At 48.3% G+C, this 14,781-nt stretch carries 16 protein-coding genes and 2 tRNA genes; 5 read left to right on the top strand and 13 right to left on the bottom strand.

The genetic code is table 11. The features are described from left to right. Positions 1–9 precede the first annotated feature (9 nt). From O3660_RS09555 to mraZ, 4 genes are all read right to left on the bottom strand, one after another. Positions 10–1,758: a penicillin-binding protein 2 gene (locus O3660_RS09555; RefSeq protein WP_049350858.1), complete on the bottom strand. Its 1,749-nt coding sequence runs from the start codon at positions 1,756–1,758 to the stop codon at positions 10–12. Between the two features lie 78 nt (positions 1,759–1,836). After that, complete coding sequence (ftsL, locus tag O3660_RS09550; RefSeq protein WP_003681879.1) at positions 1,837–2,100, bottom strand: cell division protein FtsL; 264 nt, start codon at positions 2,098–2,100, stop codon at positions 1,837–1,839. 63 nt (positions 2,101–2,163) lie between these two features. Continuing rightward, complete coding sequence (rsmH, locus tag O3660_RS09545; protein WP_049350859.1) at positions 2,164–3,126, bottom strand: 16S rRNA (cytosine(1402)-N(4))-methyltransferase RsmH; 963 nt, start codon at positions 3,124–3,126, stop codon at positions 2,164–2,166. After that, positions 3,123–3,578, bottom strand: a complete 456-nt coding sequence (mraZ, locus tag O3660_RS09540) for a division/cell wall cluster transcriptional repressor MraZ (protein WP_039861849.1) — start codon at positions 3,576–3,578, stop codon at positions 3,123–3,125. Before mraZ ends, rsmH begins: the two co-directional genes overlap by 4 nt. A 402-nt stretch (positions 3,579–3,980) precedes the next feature. Between mraZ and O3660_RS09535 the strand changes: the two genes are divergently transcribed. The 3 genes from O3660_RS09535 to O3660_RS09525 all read left to right on the top strand — a co-directional run bounded on the left by O3660_RS09535 (position 3,981) and on the right by O3660_RS09525 (position 5,397). Beyond that, on the top strand, positions 3,981–5,132 hold the full coding sequence (locus tag O3660_RS09535) for a class I SAM-dependent methyltransferase (RefSeq protein ID WP_049350860.1): 1,152 nt from the start codon (positions 3,981–3,983) through the stop codon (positions 5,130–5,132). Positions 5,133–5,238: 106 nt separating this feature from the next. Continuing rightward, positions 5,239–5,315: transfer RNA gene (locus O3660_RS09530), tRNA-Met, on the top strand. A 6-nt stretch (positions 5,316–5,321) separates the two neighbouring features. Next, positions 5,322–5,397 (top strand) — tRNA-Ala (locus O3660_RS09525). Positions 5,398–5,537: 140 nt separating this feature from the next. Here the strand turns inward: O3660_RS09525 and O3660_RS09520 are convergent. From O3660_RS09520 to O3660_RS09495, 6 genes are all read right to left on the bottom strand, one after another. Continuing rightward, positions 5,538–5,942, bottom strand: coding sequence for a ClpXP protease specificity-enhancing factor (locus tag O3660_RS09520; RefSeq protein ID WP_049350861.1), 405 nt, complete (start codon positions 5,940–5,942; stop codon positions 5,538–5,540). Between the two features lie 11 nt (positions 5,943–5,953). Beyond that, positions 5,954–6,559: a glutathione S-transferase N-terminal domain-containing protein gene (locus O3660_RS09515; RefSeq protein WP_049328411.1), complete on the bottom strand. Its 606-nt coding sequence runs from the start codon at positions 6,557–6,559 to the stop codon at positions 5,954–5,956. 214 nt (positions 6,560–6,773) lie between these two features. Continuing rightward, positions 6,774–7,559, bottom strand: a complete 786-nt coding sequence (locus O3660_RS09510) for a cytochrome c1 (protein ID WP_049350862.1) — start codon at positions 7,557–7,559, stop codon at positions 6,774–6,776. Positions 7,560–7,573: 14 nt separating this feature from the next. After that, positions 7,574–8,923 (bottom strand): cytochrome bc complex cytochrome b subunit, encoded by a 1,350-nt coding sequence (locus tag O3660_RS09505; protein ID WP_049328413.1) that lies wholly within the window; start codon positions 8,921–8,923, stop codon positions 7,574–7,576. An 18-nt stretch (positions 8,924–8,941) separates the two neighbouring features. Next, positions 8,942–9,523: a ubiquinol-cytochrome c reductase iron-sulfur subunit gene (gene petA / locus O3660_RS09500; RefSeq protein WP_049350863.1), complete on the bottom strand. Its 582-nt coding sequence runs from the start codon at positions 9,521–9,523 to the stop codon at positions 8,942–8,944. Between the two features lie 122 nt (positions 9,524–9,645). Further along, positions 9,646–10,395, bottom strand: coding sequence for a Nif3-like dinuclear metal center hexameric protein (locus O3660_RS09495; RefSeq protein ID WP_049350864.1), 750 nt, complete (start codon positions 10,393–10,395; stop codon positions 9,646–9,648). Positions 10,396–10,570: 175 nt separating this feature from the next. Here O3660_RS09495 and O3660_RS09490 point away from each other — a divergent pair, with 175 nt between their 5' ends. Then, positions 10,571–11,497 carry a LysR family transcriptional regulator gene (locus O3660_RS09490; protein WP_003748251.1) on the top strand — a complete coding sequence of 309 codons (927 nt, stop codon included), beginning with the start codon at positions 10,571–10,573 and terminating at the stop codon, positions 11,495–11,497. A 75-nt stretch (positions 11,498–11,572) separates the two neighbouring features. On the opposite strand, the gene O3660_RS09485 is transcribed toward O3660_RS09490, so the two are convergent. The 3 genes from O3660_RS09485 to dnaJ form a co-directional block, all read right to left on the bottom strand. After that, positions 11,573–12,223 carry a TIGR01621 family pseudouridine synthase gene (locus O3660_RS09485; RefSeq protein ID WP_049350865.1) on the bottom strand — a complete coding sequence of 217 codons (651 nt, stop codon included), beginning with the start codon at positions 12,221–12,223 and terminating at the stop codon, positions 11,573–11,575. Between the two features lies 1 nt (position 12,224). Beyond that, positions 12,225–12,803, bottom strand: coding sequence for a TMEM165/GDT1 family protein (locus tag O3660_RS09480; RefSeq protein WP_049350866.1), 579 nt, complete (start codon positions 12,801–12,803; stop codon positions 12,225–12,227). Positions 12,804–13,099: 296 nt separating this feature from the next. After that, positions 13,100–14,239, bottom strand: a complete 1,140-nt coding sequence (gene dnaJ, locus O3660_RS09475; RefSeq protein ID WP_049350867.1) for a molecular chaperone DnaJ — start codon at positions 14,237–14,239, stop codon at positions 13,100–13,102. Positions 14,240–14,440: 201 nt separating this feature from the next. Between dnaJ and O3660_RS09470 the strand changes: the two genes are divergently transcribed. Continuing rightward, positions 14,441–14,776, top strand: coding sequence for a hypothetical protein (locus O3660_RS09470; protein ID WP_049350868.1), 336 nt, complete (start codon positions 14,441–14,443; stop codon positions 14,774–14,776). The last annotated feature ends 5 nt before the right edge of the window (positions 14,777–14,781 follow it).

The following is a 14,781-nucleotide window of genomic DNA, read 5'->3' as shown; positions in this document are numbered from 1 at the left end:
TTGTTTGGATTATGACGGTACTTTGACAGTAGCGGTATTACTTAAAGGCTTGGTTGGGGAAACACCCAAGATGTTCAAGCTTCCGCTCATGACTTCTTTGAATACAGGACCGGCAACCACGCCACCGTAATAGCCGTTGGCAGTCGGCTCGTCGATGGTAACAGCCACAATCACGCGTGGATTTTTAGCCGGAGCAAAACCGATGAACGTACCGACGTGTTTGTTGTCCACATAGCGGCCATTGACCAGTTTACGCGCCGTACCGGTTTTCGCACCTACGTCGAAACCATCTACCGCACCGGCAGTACCGGTACCGCCGGCTTCAGTAACGGAAACCATCAACTCGCGCACTTTTTTCGCAGTAGAGGCTTTGATGACACGCTTGCCTTTAGGCGCAACCGCCTGTTTTTCAAAGCTGACCGGCAACAACTCGCCGTCATGGGTCAAGACAGTATAGGCACGCGCCAATTGCAACAGGCTTAATTGCAGGCCATAACCGAAAGACATGGTTGCCTGTTCGATTTTTTGCCATCTGCGCCAGCTTCTCAACAAACCTGCAGTCTCGCCAGGAAAGCCTGAATGCATACGCACGCCCACACCTAAATCGTGATAGAAATCGTACATTTCTTTAGGCGTAAACATGGCAGAAAGTTTACTGGTACCGACGTTGGAAGATTTTTGCATAATGCCGCGCACATCCAAAGTAGGATAAACGTGGGTATCTTGTACGGTAGCCGGACCGATTTTGTAAGGCAGGGTGTTGAACGTATCGGTTGCATCCACTTTGCCTGAATCCAATGCTTTGGCAATGGTAAAAGGCTTCATGGCAGAACCAGGTTCAATCATATCGGTTACGGCGCGGTTGCGGCGCTGTTCGCTATTGGCCTGACCCGGTTGATTCGGATCGTAAGCCGGGCTGTTGACCAAAGCCAAAATCTCGCCGGTTTGCGCATCCAATATCACAACCGCACCCGCTTTGGCTTTGTGATAAGCCACAGCCTTGTTCAACTCGTCATAAGCCAGCGTTTGAATACGCTGATCCAAAGACAAAATCATGTCTTGGCCGTTTTTAGGCACGCTGTTGCGTGGAGAGTCGAGACTGTCAACGATATTGCCTTTATTATCGCGCAATACGACTTTCGCACCATCCTCACCGCGCAGGCTGTCTTCACGGGAAAGCTCCAAGCCCTCCTGACCTTTGCCGTCGATATTGGTAAAACCGATAACGTGCGCAAACAGATTGCCCATCGGGTAATGGCGTTTCAATTCTTTTTGGAATGCGATGCCTTTAATGCCCAATGCTTTGATTTCTTCTGCTTTCTCGTAGCTGAGTTGACGTTTCAGATAGATAAAGCCTTTGTCTTTTTTAGACAATTTATTTTTCAAAACTTCAACAGGCACATCGGCAATGGCCGACAGTTTTTCTAATTGTTCTGCAGTCGGCATTTCTTCCATACCGGAAGGCATGGCATACAATGATTCGGTAGGCGCACTCAAAGCCAATGTGGCGCCATTGCGGTCAGTAATCATACCGCGTGATGCCGGCAGCGGAAGCGTACGCACAAAACGTTGGTCGCCCTGATTTTTCAAAAACTCATGCTGACTGGTTTGCAGATAAACCCCGCGTACCAACAGACCGGTAAATGCCAGCGCAACAGCGCTCAGCACCAAACCGATTCGCCCGTTACTTGTCAGCGGCTTTTTCGTTTTTGTTGTTCCAGACAGCATTTGAGGTTTATATTCGTTCTTAATTAACATGTTGAACTTCTCATGACTTAGCTGCTCAGTGAGCCATCAAATCCCGTAAATCTTGCACTAATGCAAGGCTCTATATTCTTATTTTTTGCGTTCCAGCATAGCCGTATTATGCGCACCCGGTGGAAGCAGATGTTGCTTTTCGGCCGCCACTTTAATCAGTTTGTGGTTTGCCAATCTTGCTTGCTCCAATTTCAAGCGTGCGTAATCCTGTTCCAACTGAATTTCCCGTTTTTGTGCCTTATCCAACTCGATAAAATGCAAACGGGACTGGTTTTGCTTAAATACTACGGCAAAGGCTGAGACCGTCACCAAAACCAGCAATAAAATATTCAACTTACCCATCTCAAACTTTCAGACGGCCTGTCAACAGGACTATCTCTTACGACAGCGTTCAGACGCCATCCCCTACTCAATAACCGAAAATTCGCCACTGCTTCGTTCCGCCACACGCAAAACTGCACTGCGCGCACGCGGATTGGCTTCAGTCTCGGTCGAACCCGGTTTGATTGCTTTGCCTACAGCCTTCAAAGGCGGCTGAGGTAAATCCGCTTCCTTAACCACCGCCCAACGGGGCAATGGCGCATGTTGCGAATATTTTTTTATAAACTGCTTCACAATTCTGTCTTCCAGCGAATGGAACGCAATGACAGCCAAACGTCCACCCTCTTTCAGACGGCCTGCAACTTGCGGCAAAACTGCCTCTACCTCTTCGAGCTCGCGGTTAATAAAGATGCGAACTGCTTGGAAGGTGCGCGTTGCAGGGTCTTGTCCGCGCTCACGAGTACGGACGTTTTGCGCCACAAGCTGCGCCAGCTTGCGGGTTGTATCGATGGGACTCTCCTCGCGTTGCGCAACAATGGCGCGCGCAATCTGGCGACTAAACCGCTCTTCACCATAATTCTTAATTACCTCGTGTAAATTCTGTTCGGATGAGGTTGCAATCCATTCTGCCGCAGACATCCCGCGAGTCGGATCCATCCGCATATCCAGCGGCGCATCAAAGCGGAAACTGAATCCGCGGCTGCCATCGTCAATTTGCGGCGACGAAATCCCCAAATCAAAAAGCGCACCGTCAATCTTATCGATGCCTAATTCATCCAAGGCCGTCTGAAATGTTTCAAAACCATTGTGTACGACACTGACGCGCTTATCTTGCTTTGCCAATTCATTAGCTACCGCAATCGCCTCGGGGTCTTTATCAAAAACAACCAAACGACCCTGCTCACCCAAACGCGACAAAATCAGCCGGGAATGCCCTCCCCTACCGAACGTACCGTCCACATAAATCCCGTCTTCACGGATTGCCAACGCATCCACCGCCTCATGCAACAAGACAGTAACATGCTGATAATTTTCAACTTTACTCACAATTGCAAATCCGTTTGACTCAATTGGAAAGCCAACTCATCAGGATCAATATCCAAAGCCTGATTCATTTCCTCTTCCCAATGTTCGCGACCCCACAACTCCATACGGTTTGCACGGCCAACCAAAGTAACTTCTTTTTCAAAATCCACGCGTTTGCGCAGATTCGCCGGAATCAAAACGCGTCCGGCGCTGTCCCATTCCAAAATCTCCGCATTGTGCAGCAGTAAATTCTGATACCGTTGCAAAGCTTCATTGCCGGCTACTTTCAACTTCAAAATCTGCTCGGCTTTTTCTTCCCAAACGGGCTCGGGGTACATCAATAATTTTTTTCGAGAATCCAGAGTAACCACAATTGCAGGCGTATAACGGCGCAGCAAAATATCGCGGAATTTGGCAGGAATCGCCAACCGCCCTTTACTGTCCATACTCAATTCATGAGCACCGCCAAACACATCACACCCCAAATTCGATTAAAATAAAACTAGAGTGGGATTAAAAATCCCACCTTCCTAAAATATTTCGTTTTCACTCCTACGGAACACTTTTTAGGAAAAAGTAACCACTTTCACCCACTATGCCCCACTAACCGACACTATAAGAAATTTTGGCAATCAGGTCAAATCAACCCTTTATCTGAAATGAAACACTAAACACTTAAAATTCAATAGCTTATATATACAAAAATGCATGACAAATTAATATGTCAGTCATCTCATATAGCATAAAACACTATATATAGTATTATTTGTGTTTTTAAAATACTATATATAGTATTTTTATACCCGATTACCACCCCTGTCACAAGGGGCTATAATATACAAACAAATTCAAATTTTTTACATTATCTAACAGTCATGAAGCCACAACTCCCCCTCCCTTCCCCTGATGCACAAGCCTCTTCAGCACACCTGACCAAGCTCATAAAAAACGAAATTAAACAACATCAAAACTGGATACCCTTCTCCCGTTTTATGGAGCTTGCCCTTTACACACCTCAATACGGCTATTACAGCGGAGGCAGTCATAAAATCGGTACGGACGGCGACTTCATTACCGCCCCCACCCTTTCCCCCCTATTCGGACAAACCCTTGCCAAACAACTTACCGAATTACTGCCGCAAACAGCAGGTAATATCTACGAATTTGGTGCAGGCACAGGTCATCTCGCTGCCACACTCTTGCAAGACCTTTCAGACGGCCTGAATCATTACTATATTATTGAGTTATCCGCAGAACTTGCAGAGAGACAACGCCAACATATTATTGAGCACACATCTCCCGAAGCAGCAGCAAAAGTCATCCACCTTACCGCATTACCAGAACACTTTGACGGCATCATCATCGGCAACGAAGTATTGGATGCCATGCCGGTGGAACGCTTGATTTATCAAGAGGAAAGGTTTCAACAAATCGGCGTCAGTTTAGAGAATGACGGGCTAATCGAAGCCATCAGACCATTGGCACAAGCCGAACTTACGCAAACAGCCGCCTTATACTTCCCTCCCCTTCCCTCATACACAAGCGAGCTGCATCCTGCACAATATGCCTTTATCCAAACCCTGGCCGCCAAATTGCAGCGCGGCGGCATGATATTTATCGATTACGGCTTCGATGCCGCTCAGTATTACCATCCGCAACGCAAGGAAGGCACATTCATCGGCCACTATCGCCACCACACTATCCACGACCCATTTTTCAATATCGGCCTGACCGATTTGACTGCGCACGTCAATTTCACCGATATTGCACGCGCCGGCACGGAATCAGGTTTAGATTTAATCGGCTACCTGCCCCAATCTTATTTCCTGCTCAATCTCGGCATCACCGATCTGCTAGCACAAATCGGCAGCCCGGATTCGGTTGAATATATCCAAGCCGCCGCCGCAGTACAAAAACTGATACATCAGCACGAAATGGGCGAACTTTTTAAAGTCATCGCTTTTGGCAAAGACATTGATATCGATTGGACAGGCTTCAGCCACGGAGATATTTGCCATAAGCTATAACCTGACAATCTACTTTTTATTTTTTAAAAACAATAAGAAATAAAAAAAATCAAAATTAGCGCTTGCCAAATATTCAAAAAAAACTATAATAGCGACTTCACGAAACGGCGAATTAGCTCAGTCGGTTAGAGCAGAGGAATCATAATCCTTGTGTCCGGGGTTCGAATCCCTGATTCGCCACCAAATTTCGGGGGTATAGCTCAGTTGGTAGAGCGCTTGCATGGCATGCAAGAGGTCAGCGGTTCGATCCCGCTTACCTCCACCACTAAACAAAAAAGCTCTTGTTAAATACAAGGGCTTTTTTGTTTAGCTTAATTAATAACTGATTGCTCATTAATTTTGCCATTTCAATAACTAATCAATAAAGGCCGTCTGAAACATTTCAGACGGCCTTTTATCTTTTAATTACTTCACAAGCTTCAATACTTTTTTCGGTTTGTCTTCCGCAGATTCAGCTTTTTTATCTTCCACCGCTGCAGCTTCAACAGAAGCAGGCTGATATGGCTCTACCTCAAAACCCATACCCTCTCCACTTTCGCGGCCAAATATACTGACAATATGACCGACCGGAATCCAAATCTCGTGCGCTACGCCGGAAAAGCGGGCAGAGAAATTGACCCATTCATTGTCGATATTCAAGTTATAGCTGGCGGTAGGACCAATATTTAAAACAATTTCATTGTCACGCACATACTGCATCGGCACACGGGTATGTTCATTTACCCAAGCCACGATGTGCGGTGTTTGGTTATTATCCAAACACCATTCATACAAAGCACGCAACAAATACGGTTTGGTTGAAGTTGCCATAGATCTGTCCTTTAGCGGCGCATGGCTTTTTCAGCCGGCGTCAATGCCTCAATGAAGGCTTCGCGTTGGAAAATACGCTCGGCGTACTTCAGCAAAGGCGCAGCAGATTTACCCAGTTTGATGTCGTAATAGTCCAAACGCCACAACAGTGGAGACAAGGCAACATCAATCATGGAGAAGTCGTCGCCCAAGATGTATTTGTTTTTAGTAAAAGATGGTGCCAACAGTGTCAAACCATTGCCAATGGCTTCACGCGCTTTAGCTTGTTCTTTATTGGTAGATTCAGGGTTTTCCAACACTTGCACCAAGCTGAACAATTCTTTATCCATACGGTACAGTACCAAACGGCCGCGACCGCGCATAACAGGATCGCCCGGCATCAACTGAGGATGAGGGAAACGCTCGTCAATGTATTCGTTGATAATGTTTGATTCGTGCAAAATCAAATCACGCTCAACCAGAACCGGTACTTGGTTATACGGATTCATCAAAGCCAAGTCTTCAGGTTTATTGAACACGTCCACATCTTTGATTTCAAAATCCATGCCTTTTTCGTACAGCACAAAACGGCAGCGCTGGCTGAATGGACAAGTAATACCTGAATACAATGTCATCATAATTTTTTACTCCTGATAAATCTTTTCAGACGGCCTTAAGCCTTATAAAAATTCAGACAGAATTATACATAATTTCAAACACTTAATCCAGAAATTTAACATATCATATTGTTTATATTAAGTAATTTTAAAATTTACATTATTTTTGCATAAACCAATTTCACAAACAAAAAAGGCAAACCTGAAACAGGTTTGCCTTTTTGATTCAAAAGAATTAGTGAACGTCTTTCCAGAATTCTTTTTTCAGGAAGTAAGCCAATGGCAGCATTACCGCAAACAGGAATGCCAGAACCATGTAGCCGATGCGGTGGCGTTGCAACTGAGCAGGCTCACCCATGTACACCAAGTAGTTCACCAAGTCGCGTACATAAGTATCGTACTCTTTTTGGATTACTTTACCGTTAGGCAGGCGACGGCTGTGCAGACCGGTAGATTCCCAATACAACTTAGGAGTCAGGTTACCATGCTCGTCTTTAATCATAACGGGCTGACCTTTGGCATCCAACTCAACGGCTTGAACACCTTGTTGCTCCCACAATGGGTGAGGCATACTCGCACCGGCCAAAACAGTATTGTTCCAACCGTTCGGACGAGTTGGGTCTTTATAGAAGCCGCGCATATAGGCGTACAGGTAGTCTGCACCCTTAGAACGGGCAATCAGGGTCAAATCCGGCGGAGGCGCACCCAACCATTTGGAGGCATCTTTCGGATCCATTGCCGCTACCATGACATCACCAACGTTGTCTGTTGTGAACATCAGGTTTTTCTTGATTTCATCTTCAGTCAAACCGATGTCTTTCAGACGGTTGAAGCGCATACCGCTTGCAGAGTGGCAAGACAAACAGTAGTTTGTAAAGATTTGCGCACCGTGCTGCAGGCTGACTTGGTCACGCAGATCGATATCGACTTTTTCGTAGTGTCCGCCGCCGCTGGCGACGGCTGCACTCATAGGCACTGCCAGCAATAAGGCAGCAAACCAGTTTTTCAGAGTTTGTTTCATTTTCGCTGCCCTCATCAGATATTGGTTGCAAACAAGTAAGCACCGACAACGGTAATACCGACGTAAACAAAGAACATAATTTTTTGTTTAGTAGTGCTCATGGTTACGCGTTCAGGAACTGGTTTGTTGGTATCCAGTTTGGTATAGAACGGCATACCCAGGAAGAATGCAAAGTAGACGAAAGACAGGATACGTGCAACCAAAGTACGAGTATCAGTTGCTACCATTGCACCCAAAATACCCAAACCGATGAAGGCAATAATGAACAGAACCAACGCCGTTTTGAAGATTGGGCCGCGATAGCGGACAGATTTAACCTCGCCTTTATCCAACCAAGGCAACAAGGCGATCAATACAACTGCTGCACCCATACCGATTACACCCCATACCTGAGTACCGGCAAAGGAAGGAATCGCACGCAGAATTGCGTAGAACGGAGTGAAGTACCATACCGGCGCAATGTGCGGAGGTGTTTTCAGCGCATTCGCTGCATCGAAGTTTGGCGCTTCCAAGAAGTAACCGCCGCCTTCAGGTGCAAAGAACAACACAGAACAGAAGACAATCAGGAATACAACGACGCCCAAGATGTCTTTAACGGTGTAGTAAGGATGGAAGGGGATACCATCGCGTGGAATACCGTTTTCGTCTTTGTTTTTCTTGATTTCAACACCATCAGGGTTGTTAGAACCCACTTCGTGCAGGGCGATGATGTGTGCCACAACCAAGCCGAGCAATACCAGAGGTACTGCGATAACGTGCAGGGCGAAGAAGCGGTTCAGAGTAACGTCGGAAACGTTGAAGTCACCGCGGATCCAAGTGGACAAATCAGGACCGATAACAGGGATGGCGGAGAACAGGTTAATAATTACCTGCGCACCCCAGAAGGACATTTGCCCCCAAGGCAACAGGTAACCCATAAAGGCTTCTGCCATCAATGCCAAGAAAATCAGAGAACCGAAAATCCACACCAATTCACGAGGTTTTTTGTACGAACCGTAAATCAAACCACGGAACATGTGCAGATAAACGACGATGAAGAAGAAAGATGCGCCGGTGGAGTGCATGTAGCGGATAATCCAGCCGCCGGACACGTCGCGCATGATGTATTCTACTGCAGTAAAGGCAGCAGGCAGATGGTAGGCGTTAAGGTTGCCGTCCGGTTTGTAGTTCATGGTCAGGAAAATACCGCTGACGATTTGAATTACAAGGACGAGCAGGGCCAAAGAGCCGAAGTAATACCAGAAGTTGAAGTTCTTCGGCGCATAGTATTGAGCCAAATGCTCATTCCACATTTTAGACAGAGGGAAGCGATCGTCCATCCAGCCTAACAATGCTTTTGCTTTGCTATTGGTTTGGTTTGCCATAATTATCGTTCCTTATTTTTAGTCTTCGCCCACCAAAACAGTCGTATCGCTCAGATATTTGTAAGGCGGTACAACCAAGTTGGTCGGTGCAGGAACACCTTTGTATACTCGGCCTGCAATGTCGAATTTCGAACCGTGGCAAGGGCAGAAGAAGCCGCCTTTCCAGTCTGCGCCCAAGTCAGCGGGAGCAATATCGGGACGGTAAGTCGGAGAGCAACCCAGGTGGGTACAGATACCGATAGCAACGAGGAGGTTCGGTTTGATCGAACGGTGCTCGTTTTTACAGTTTTCGGGCTGATGATCCACTTCGGAATTGGGATCGACAACTGCGCCATCCAAACTTTTCAAGTCTTTGAGCTGTTGATCTGTGCGGTTGACCAGCCAAATCGGTTTGCCCTGCCATTCGGCAGTCAGCATTTGGCCTGCTTCGATTTTGCTGACATCTACTTCGACAGCAGCACCGGCAGCCTTAGCTTTCTCCGATGGGAAGAAGCTGGCCACGAAAGGCGTAGCTACGCCCAGAGCCGCCACACCGCCTGCACCGCAAGTAGCCAGTGTCAGAAAACGGCGGCGACCGTTGTTGATTTCTTGATTATCCATTATTCAGTCGTCCTAAAATTTTGGGAATACCGAGCCATTAAACAGCGTAATTCTACCTAGTTTGTTGTAATACTCAAAGCATTATTTAAAATAAGGTAAAGTTTTATGATATTGCTCAATACTCAGGCAGGGTTGTTTTCATCAAAGTGAACCACTTCGATACCGAATTTTTCTGCCACGGCATCGCCTAAGGCGCGTACGCCGTAACGTTCTGTCGCGTGGTGGCCGGCGCTGATAAATGCTACACCTGTTTCATTGGCAAGATGATATTGCGCTTCGGAAATTTCACCGGTCAGATACGCATCGACACCTTCGTCTACGGCCGTCTGAAAAAATCCCTGCGCACCGCCGCTGCACCAGGCAATACGTTTGATTTCGCGTTCAAAATCGCCGATAACGGTCGGCTTGCGGCCGAATACCGCCTCAATGCGTTCAGACAACTGCGCCAATGTTTGCGTGGTTTTCAGACGGCCTGTATTCAACAGGTTTTGCTCGCCGAATTGTTTTTCGAGCACCCAATCGAGTTTCTCGGCCAACTGCGCGTTATTGCCCAGTTGCGGGTGCGCGTCCAGCGGCAGGTGGTAACCCGCCATATTGATTTGGTGGTGCAGCAAGGTTTCAATTCGTGCTTTTTTCCAACCGGTAATCGTGATAGGCTCGCTTTTCCAAAACATGCCGTGGTGAACCAAAAGCAGATCCGCCCCCTGCTCTACGGCAAAATCGATTGCAGCTTTGCTGGCGGTAACCGAAGTGGCGATTTTGGCAATTTCTTCTTTGCCTTCGACTTGCAAACCGTTGGGCGCATAGTCTTTAAACAGCCCGACCTGCAATGTCTCATCGCACCACGCCAGAATTTCGCGGCGTAAAGCCATATTCCACTCCTTATATCTATCTTCAAAAACAGCTTCGCATTCTAACCGCAAAATCTGTTTACACCTCAAATTCTTACATTCCGATTTCAGCAATCATTCCCAACATTAATCATTTGCACATCATCATGAATTATTTTAATATACCCCACCTTACCCACAGGCCGTCTGAAAACACATGGACTCTATTATCGAATTGCGTCATCTCAAAACCTTGCTGGCTTTAGAAGAAACCGGCAGCGTTTCCCTTGCCGCCAAACGGGTTTTCCTGACCCAATCCGCCCTATCGCACCAAATCCGCGCCTTGGAAAATTATTACGAAACGCCGTTATTTGAACGCAAATCCACACCTTTGCGCTTCACACCGGCCGGTATGCGCCTGCTGCAACTGGCGCGCGAGCTGTTGCCACAAGTTGCCGCAGCCGAACGTGATCTGGTGCGGATTATCGAAGGCGAAGCCGGCGAACTCAGGCTTGCTGTCGAATGCCACACCTGCTTTGACTGGCTGATGCCTGCCATGGGCGAGTTCCGCCCGTTATGGCCGCAAGTTGAATTGGACATCGTTTCCGGTTTCCAAGCCGATCCGGTCGGGCTGCTGCTGCAACACCGCGCCGACCTTGCCATCGTTTCCGAAGCCGAGCCACTTAACGGCATCAGCTACCGCCCTCTGTTTGCCTATGAAATGGTCGGCATCTGCGCAGAAGACCACCCGCTTGCCGACAAAGACGTTTGGGAAGCCGAAGACTTCATCGACGAAACCTTGATTACTTATCCCGTCCCCGACGAAATGCTGGATTTGCCCAAAAAAGTGCTGCTGCCCAAAGGCATTAATCCGCCGCGCCGCCACAGCGAGTTGACCATCGCCATTATTCAGCTAGTTGCCAGCAAACGCGGCATCGCCGCCCTGCCCTATTGGACGGTTATGCCGTATTTGGAAAAAGGCTACGTCGTCCACCGCAAAATCACTTCAGACGGCCTGCAAAGCAAACTTTATGCTGCCATTCGTACGGAAGATGCCAACAAAGGCTATCTGGACAACTTCTGCCAAATCACGCACGACCGCTGTTTTGCCGACTTGCCGGGTTTGAGCGAATTGGAAATGTAAACTTGAAACAATCAAAAGGCCGTCTGAACAATTTTCAGATGGCCTTTTTTAATATATACAAAAATCTCACTGCTTCTATTCGGACTCATCCGAACCCAAACACGCCGACAAATCGATTTCAGACGGCCATGTCTTATCAGGCGCAACCCGAATATCGAAATGCTCGCCGCGATAGTCGAAAACCAAACGCCAAGCGTGCAAAAACAGATGTTCCGCATCATCGCCACCATACAGCGTATCGCCCAAAATCGGACTGCCTATGCTTTTCATAGCCACGCGCAGCTGATGGGTTTTGCCGGTAAACGGTTGCAACACAAACAGCCGCAAACCGGGCTGCAGGCTTTGGCTGCTGAAACGGGTAACGGCAAAATTATCCTCGTCACGCGTCAGCTTCCATGTACCGCGCCGCGAACGCACCATACCGCCTTTCACCCAGCCCTGCTTTTTCGCCGGCTTGTGCGTACCGAGTGCCAAATAAGTTTTACGCATGGTTTTTTCGGCAAACTGCGCCGACAAAGCGGCCGCGCTGTCGCGGTTGAGCGCAAGCAGCAACAGGCCGCTGGTGGCTTTGTCCAAACGGTGAACCAGCCACACGCGTTCAACGCCGAGCTGCTGCGCCAGCGAAGCGGTCAGGCAAACATCCCCTTCCGATTCGCTGTGCACCGATACGCCGCAAGGCTTATTGATGACCACAAAGTCTTTGTGCTCAAAAACAATGTCCCACATTTCAGACGGCCTTCAACACAATACCGTCGCCAAGCAGGGTCAAAATACCCAGCAGGCAGAACAAGATACATGCGGCAATGCGTACTGCTTTGGCTGGAATTTTGCGCATCAGCATTTCGCCCAAATACACGGCAGGCACAGAGGCAATCATCAAACCGGCAATACTGCCGACCACGACCAGCAGGATAGATTGGTATTTTGCCGCCAAAAGAACCGTCGCAATCTGCGTTTTATCGCCGATTTCTGCCAAGAAAAACAGGACGACCGTTGCTGTAAATGCGCCGTATTTCAACCACTTACTATCAGGGTCTTCGTCTTTGTCCGGCAACAGCAGCCATAATCCGACCGCAATAAAGCTGCCGCCGACCACCCATTTAATGACTTCGGGCGAAATAGCAGATGCCAGCCAGACACCGAGTGCGGCTGAAACAAGATGGTTCAACAGGGTTGCAATAAAGATACCGGCAACAATCGCGTTTTTGTGGGAAAAACGTGCTGCCAAAAAGAGCGCGAGCAATTGCGTTTTATCGCCGATTTCGGCAATGGCAACGCCCAGCGTCGAGGAGAAAAAAGCTTCCATGATTTAAGATACTCAACCGAAAAGCGGGCAAACAAAAAGCGCTGTGCATACCGCCCGCAAGGGTATGGACAACGCTTACGTCTTGCCTGTCTTCCGATAAAGCAGAGAAGATACCGCTGCCACGGCCGCACAAGCCGATTATGTTGACAACGGTTTCGGCATTGCGCCGAATGGCTACTCCCGTAAGAGTGAAGCCCGAATTGTAAGGCAATCCATGGCTTGAAGCAACAAAAAGAAAAACAAAAGGCTGTCTGAAACCCTATAAAGCAGGTTTCAGACGGCCTTTTTCACAATGATTAATTATCGGAGAACAAATCGCCTACTTTTTCCCAAAACGATTTTTTGCGCGGGGTTTGGCTGAGGTCGAGGCCGGAGGAGATTTTTTCAAATTCTTCCAACAACTCTTTCTGACGATCGGTCAGGTTGACCGGTGTTTCAACCAAAATGTGGCAGTACAAATCGCCGGTCGAGCTAGAACGCAGAGACTTGATGCCTTTGCCTTTCACGCGCATACGGCGGCCGGTTTGCGTTTCTTTCGGAATGTGCAGTTTGACTTTGCCGTCCAAAGTTGGCACTTCGACTTCGCCGCCCAATGCGGCAATGGCAAAGCTGATCGGCAGTTCGCAATGCAGATCTAAGCCGTTGCGTTCGAAGATTTTGTGCTGTCTTACGCGGACATTGACATACAAATCGCCTGCCGGTGCGCCGTGTTGACCCGGTTCGCCCTCGCCGCTCAAGCGGATGCGTTGGCCGTCGTCGATGCCTGCCGGAATGTTGACTTCAACCGTTTTGCTGGTTTTGGTGCGGCCTTCGCCACGGCATTTGACGCAAGGATCTTTGATTTCTTTGCCTGTACCGTGACAAGTCGGACAAGTCTGCTGCATTTGGAAAATGGCTTGGCGGACGTGTACCGTGCCTGAGCCGTGACAGGTCGAACAAGTCGATGCGGATGTGCCCGGTTTAGCACCTGAACCGTGACAGACATCACATTCTTCGTAAGTCGGAATATTGATGCGTTTTTTCACGCCTTTGGCGGCTTCTTCAAGCGAAATCTCTATACCGACCTGCAAGTCCGCACCGCTGTAATCCGGCTGACGGCCGCCTGCGCTGCCGCCACCGCCGAACATTTGGCTGAAAATATCGGAAAAATCGAAGCCTTGCGCACCACCGAAACCGCCAAAGCCACCGAATCCGCCCGCACCTGCGCCCTGTTCGAACGCGGCATGACCGTATTGGTCGTACATGGTACGTTTTTCCTTGTCAGACAAGGTGTCGTAAGCTTTTTGGACTTCTTTAAATTTTTCTTCCGCTTCTTTGTTGTCGGGATTGCGGTCGGGATGATATTTCATTGCCAGCTTGCGGTAGGCTTTTTTGATTTCATCGTCGCTAGCGCTGCGGGCAACACCAAGGGTTTCGTAATAATCTTGGGTACTCATAATTTTGATAGTGTTTTGAATAAGTTTGAACTGGGTCGGATATGTGGGCGGAAGGTAAAAAACTCAAGTCGATATTTTTAAGGCCGTCTGAAAATTTTGTTTCAGACGGCCTCCCTCGCCTTGTCAAAGCATGATAATGGCCTTAAAGTGAAAGAATATTTGACCCTATACCGCTGTTTTATACTAGAAAGGTTTTCCTCCATGATGAAAAAAACCGCTTCCTTTTTATGCCTGATGCTGATGGCGGCCGCTGTCCAAGCCGCGCCTTCCGACAGCGAACGCATTGCGGCACTGGAGCGTCAGGTGGCCGAACTGACTGCCCAAGTAAACCGCCTACTGAGCGAGCGTTTGGACGAGCGTTCCGCACGCAGAAACAACGAAGTTCACGTGTGTACGTTGTCGGCATTTACCGACACATTCCGTACCGAAAACGTCAACCGCGGCCGCGCACGCTTGGATGTGATTCAGCAATGCCGCCGCCAGCACGCGGAAATGTTCTGCAAGGAAGAAACCGTCCGTTGCCAGACTTACCGTTAACCTTT

The organism is Neisseria sp. 27098_8_139 (assembly GCF_041433195.1).
GTDB classification, from domain to species: Bacteria; Pseudomonadota; Gammaproteobacteria; order Burkholderiales; family Neisseriaceae; genus Neisseria; species Neisseria subflava.
Note: the sequence above shows the minus strand (reverse complement) of the source record. Positions and strands in the feature narration are given on the sequence as shown.

Bases quoted from the DNA above. Each gene is read 5' to 3' on its own strand.
- O3660_RS09555 (WP_049350858.1), bottom strand. From the start codon at position 1,758: ATGTTAATTAAGAACGAATATAAACCTCAAATGCTGTCTGGAACAACA.
- ftsL (WP_003681879.1), bottom strand. From the start codon at position 2,100: ATGGGTAAGTTGAATATTTTATTGCTGGTTTTGGTGACGGTCTCAGCC.
- O3660_RS09535 (WP_049350860.1), top strand. From the start codon at position 3,981: ATGAAGCCACAACTCCCCCTCCCTTCCCCTGATGCACAAGCCTCTTCA.
- O3660_RS09520 (WP_049350861.1), bottom strand. From the start codon at position 5,942: ATGGCAACTTCAACCAAACCGTATTTGTTGCGTGCTTTGTATGAATGG.
- O3660_RS09515 (WP_049328411.1), bottom strand. From the start codon at position 6,559: ATGATGACATTGTATTCAGGTATTACTTGTCCATTCAGCCAGCGCTGC.
- O3660_RS09510 (WP_049350862.1), bottom strand. From the start codon at position 7,559: ATGAAACAAACTCTGAAAAACTGGTTTGCTGCCTTATTGCTGGCAGTG.
- O3660_RS09505 (WP_049328413.1), bottom strand. From the start codon at position 8,923: ATGGCAAACCAAACCAATAGCAAAGCAAAAGCATTGTTAGGCTGGATG.
- petA (WP_049350863.1), bottom strand. From the start codon at position 9,523: ATGGATAATCAAGAAATCAACAACGGTCGCCGCCGTTTTCTGACACTG.
- O3660_RS09495 (WP_049350864.1), bottom strand. From the start codon at position 10,395: ATGGCTTTACGCCGCGAAATTCTGGCGTGGTGCGATGAGACATTGCAG.
- O3660_RS09490 (WP_003748251.1), top strand. From the start codon at position 10,571: ATGGACTCTATTATCGAATTGCGTCATCTCAAAACCTTGCTGGCTTTA.
- O3660_RS09485 (WP_049350865.1), bottom strand. From the start codon at position 12,223: ATGTGGGACATTGTTTTTGAGCACAAAGACTTTGTGGTCATCAATAAG.
- O3660_RS09480 (WP_049350866.1), bottom strand. From the start codon at position 12,803: ATGGAAGCTTTTTTCTCCTCGACGCTGGGCGTTGCCATTGCCGAAATC.
- dnaJ (WP_049350867.1), bottom strand. From the start codon at position 14,239: ATGAGTACCCAAGATTATTACGAAACCCTTGGTGTTGCCCGCAGCGCT.
- O3660_RS09470 (WP_049350868.1), top strand. From the start codon at position 14,441: ATGATGAAAAAAACCGCTTCCTTTTTATGCCTGATGCTGATGGCGGCC.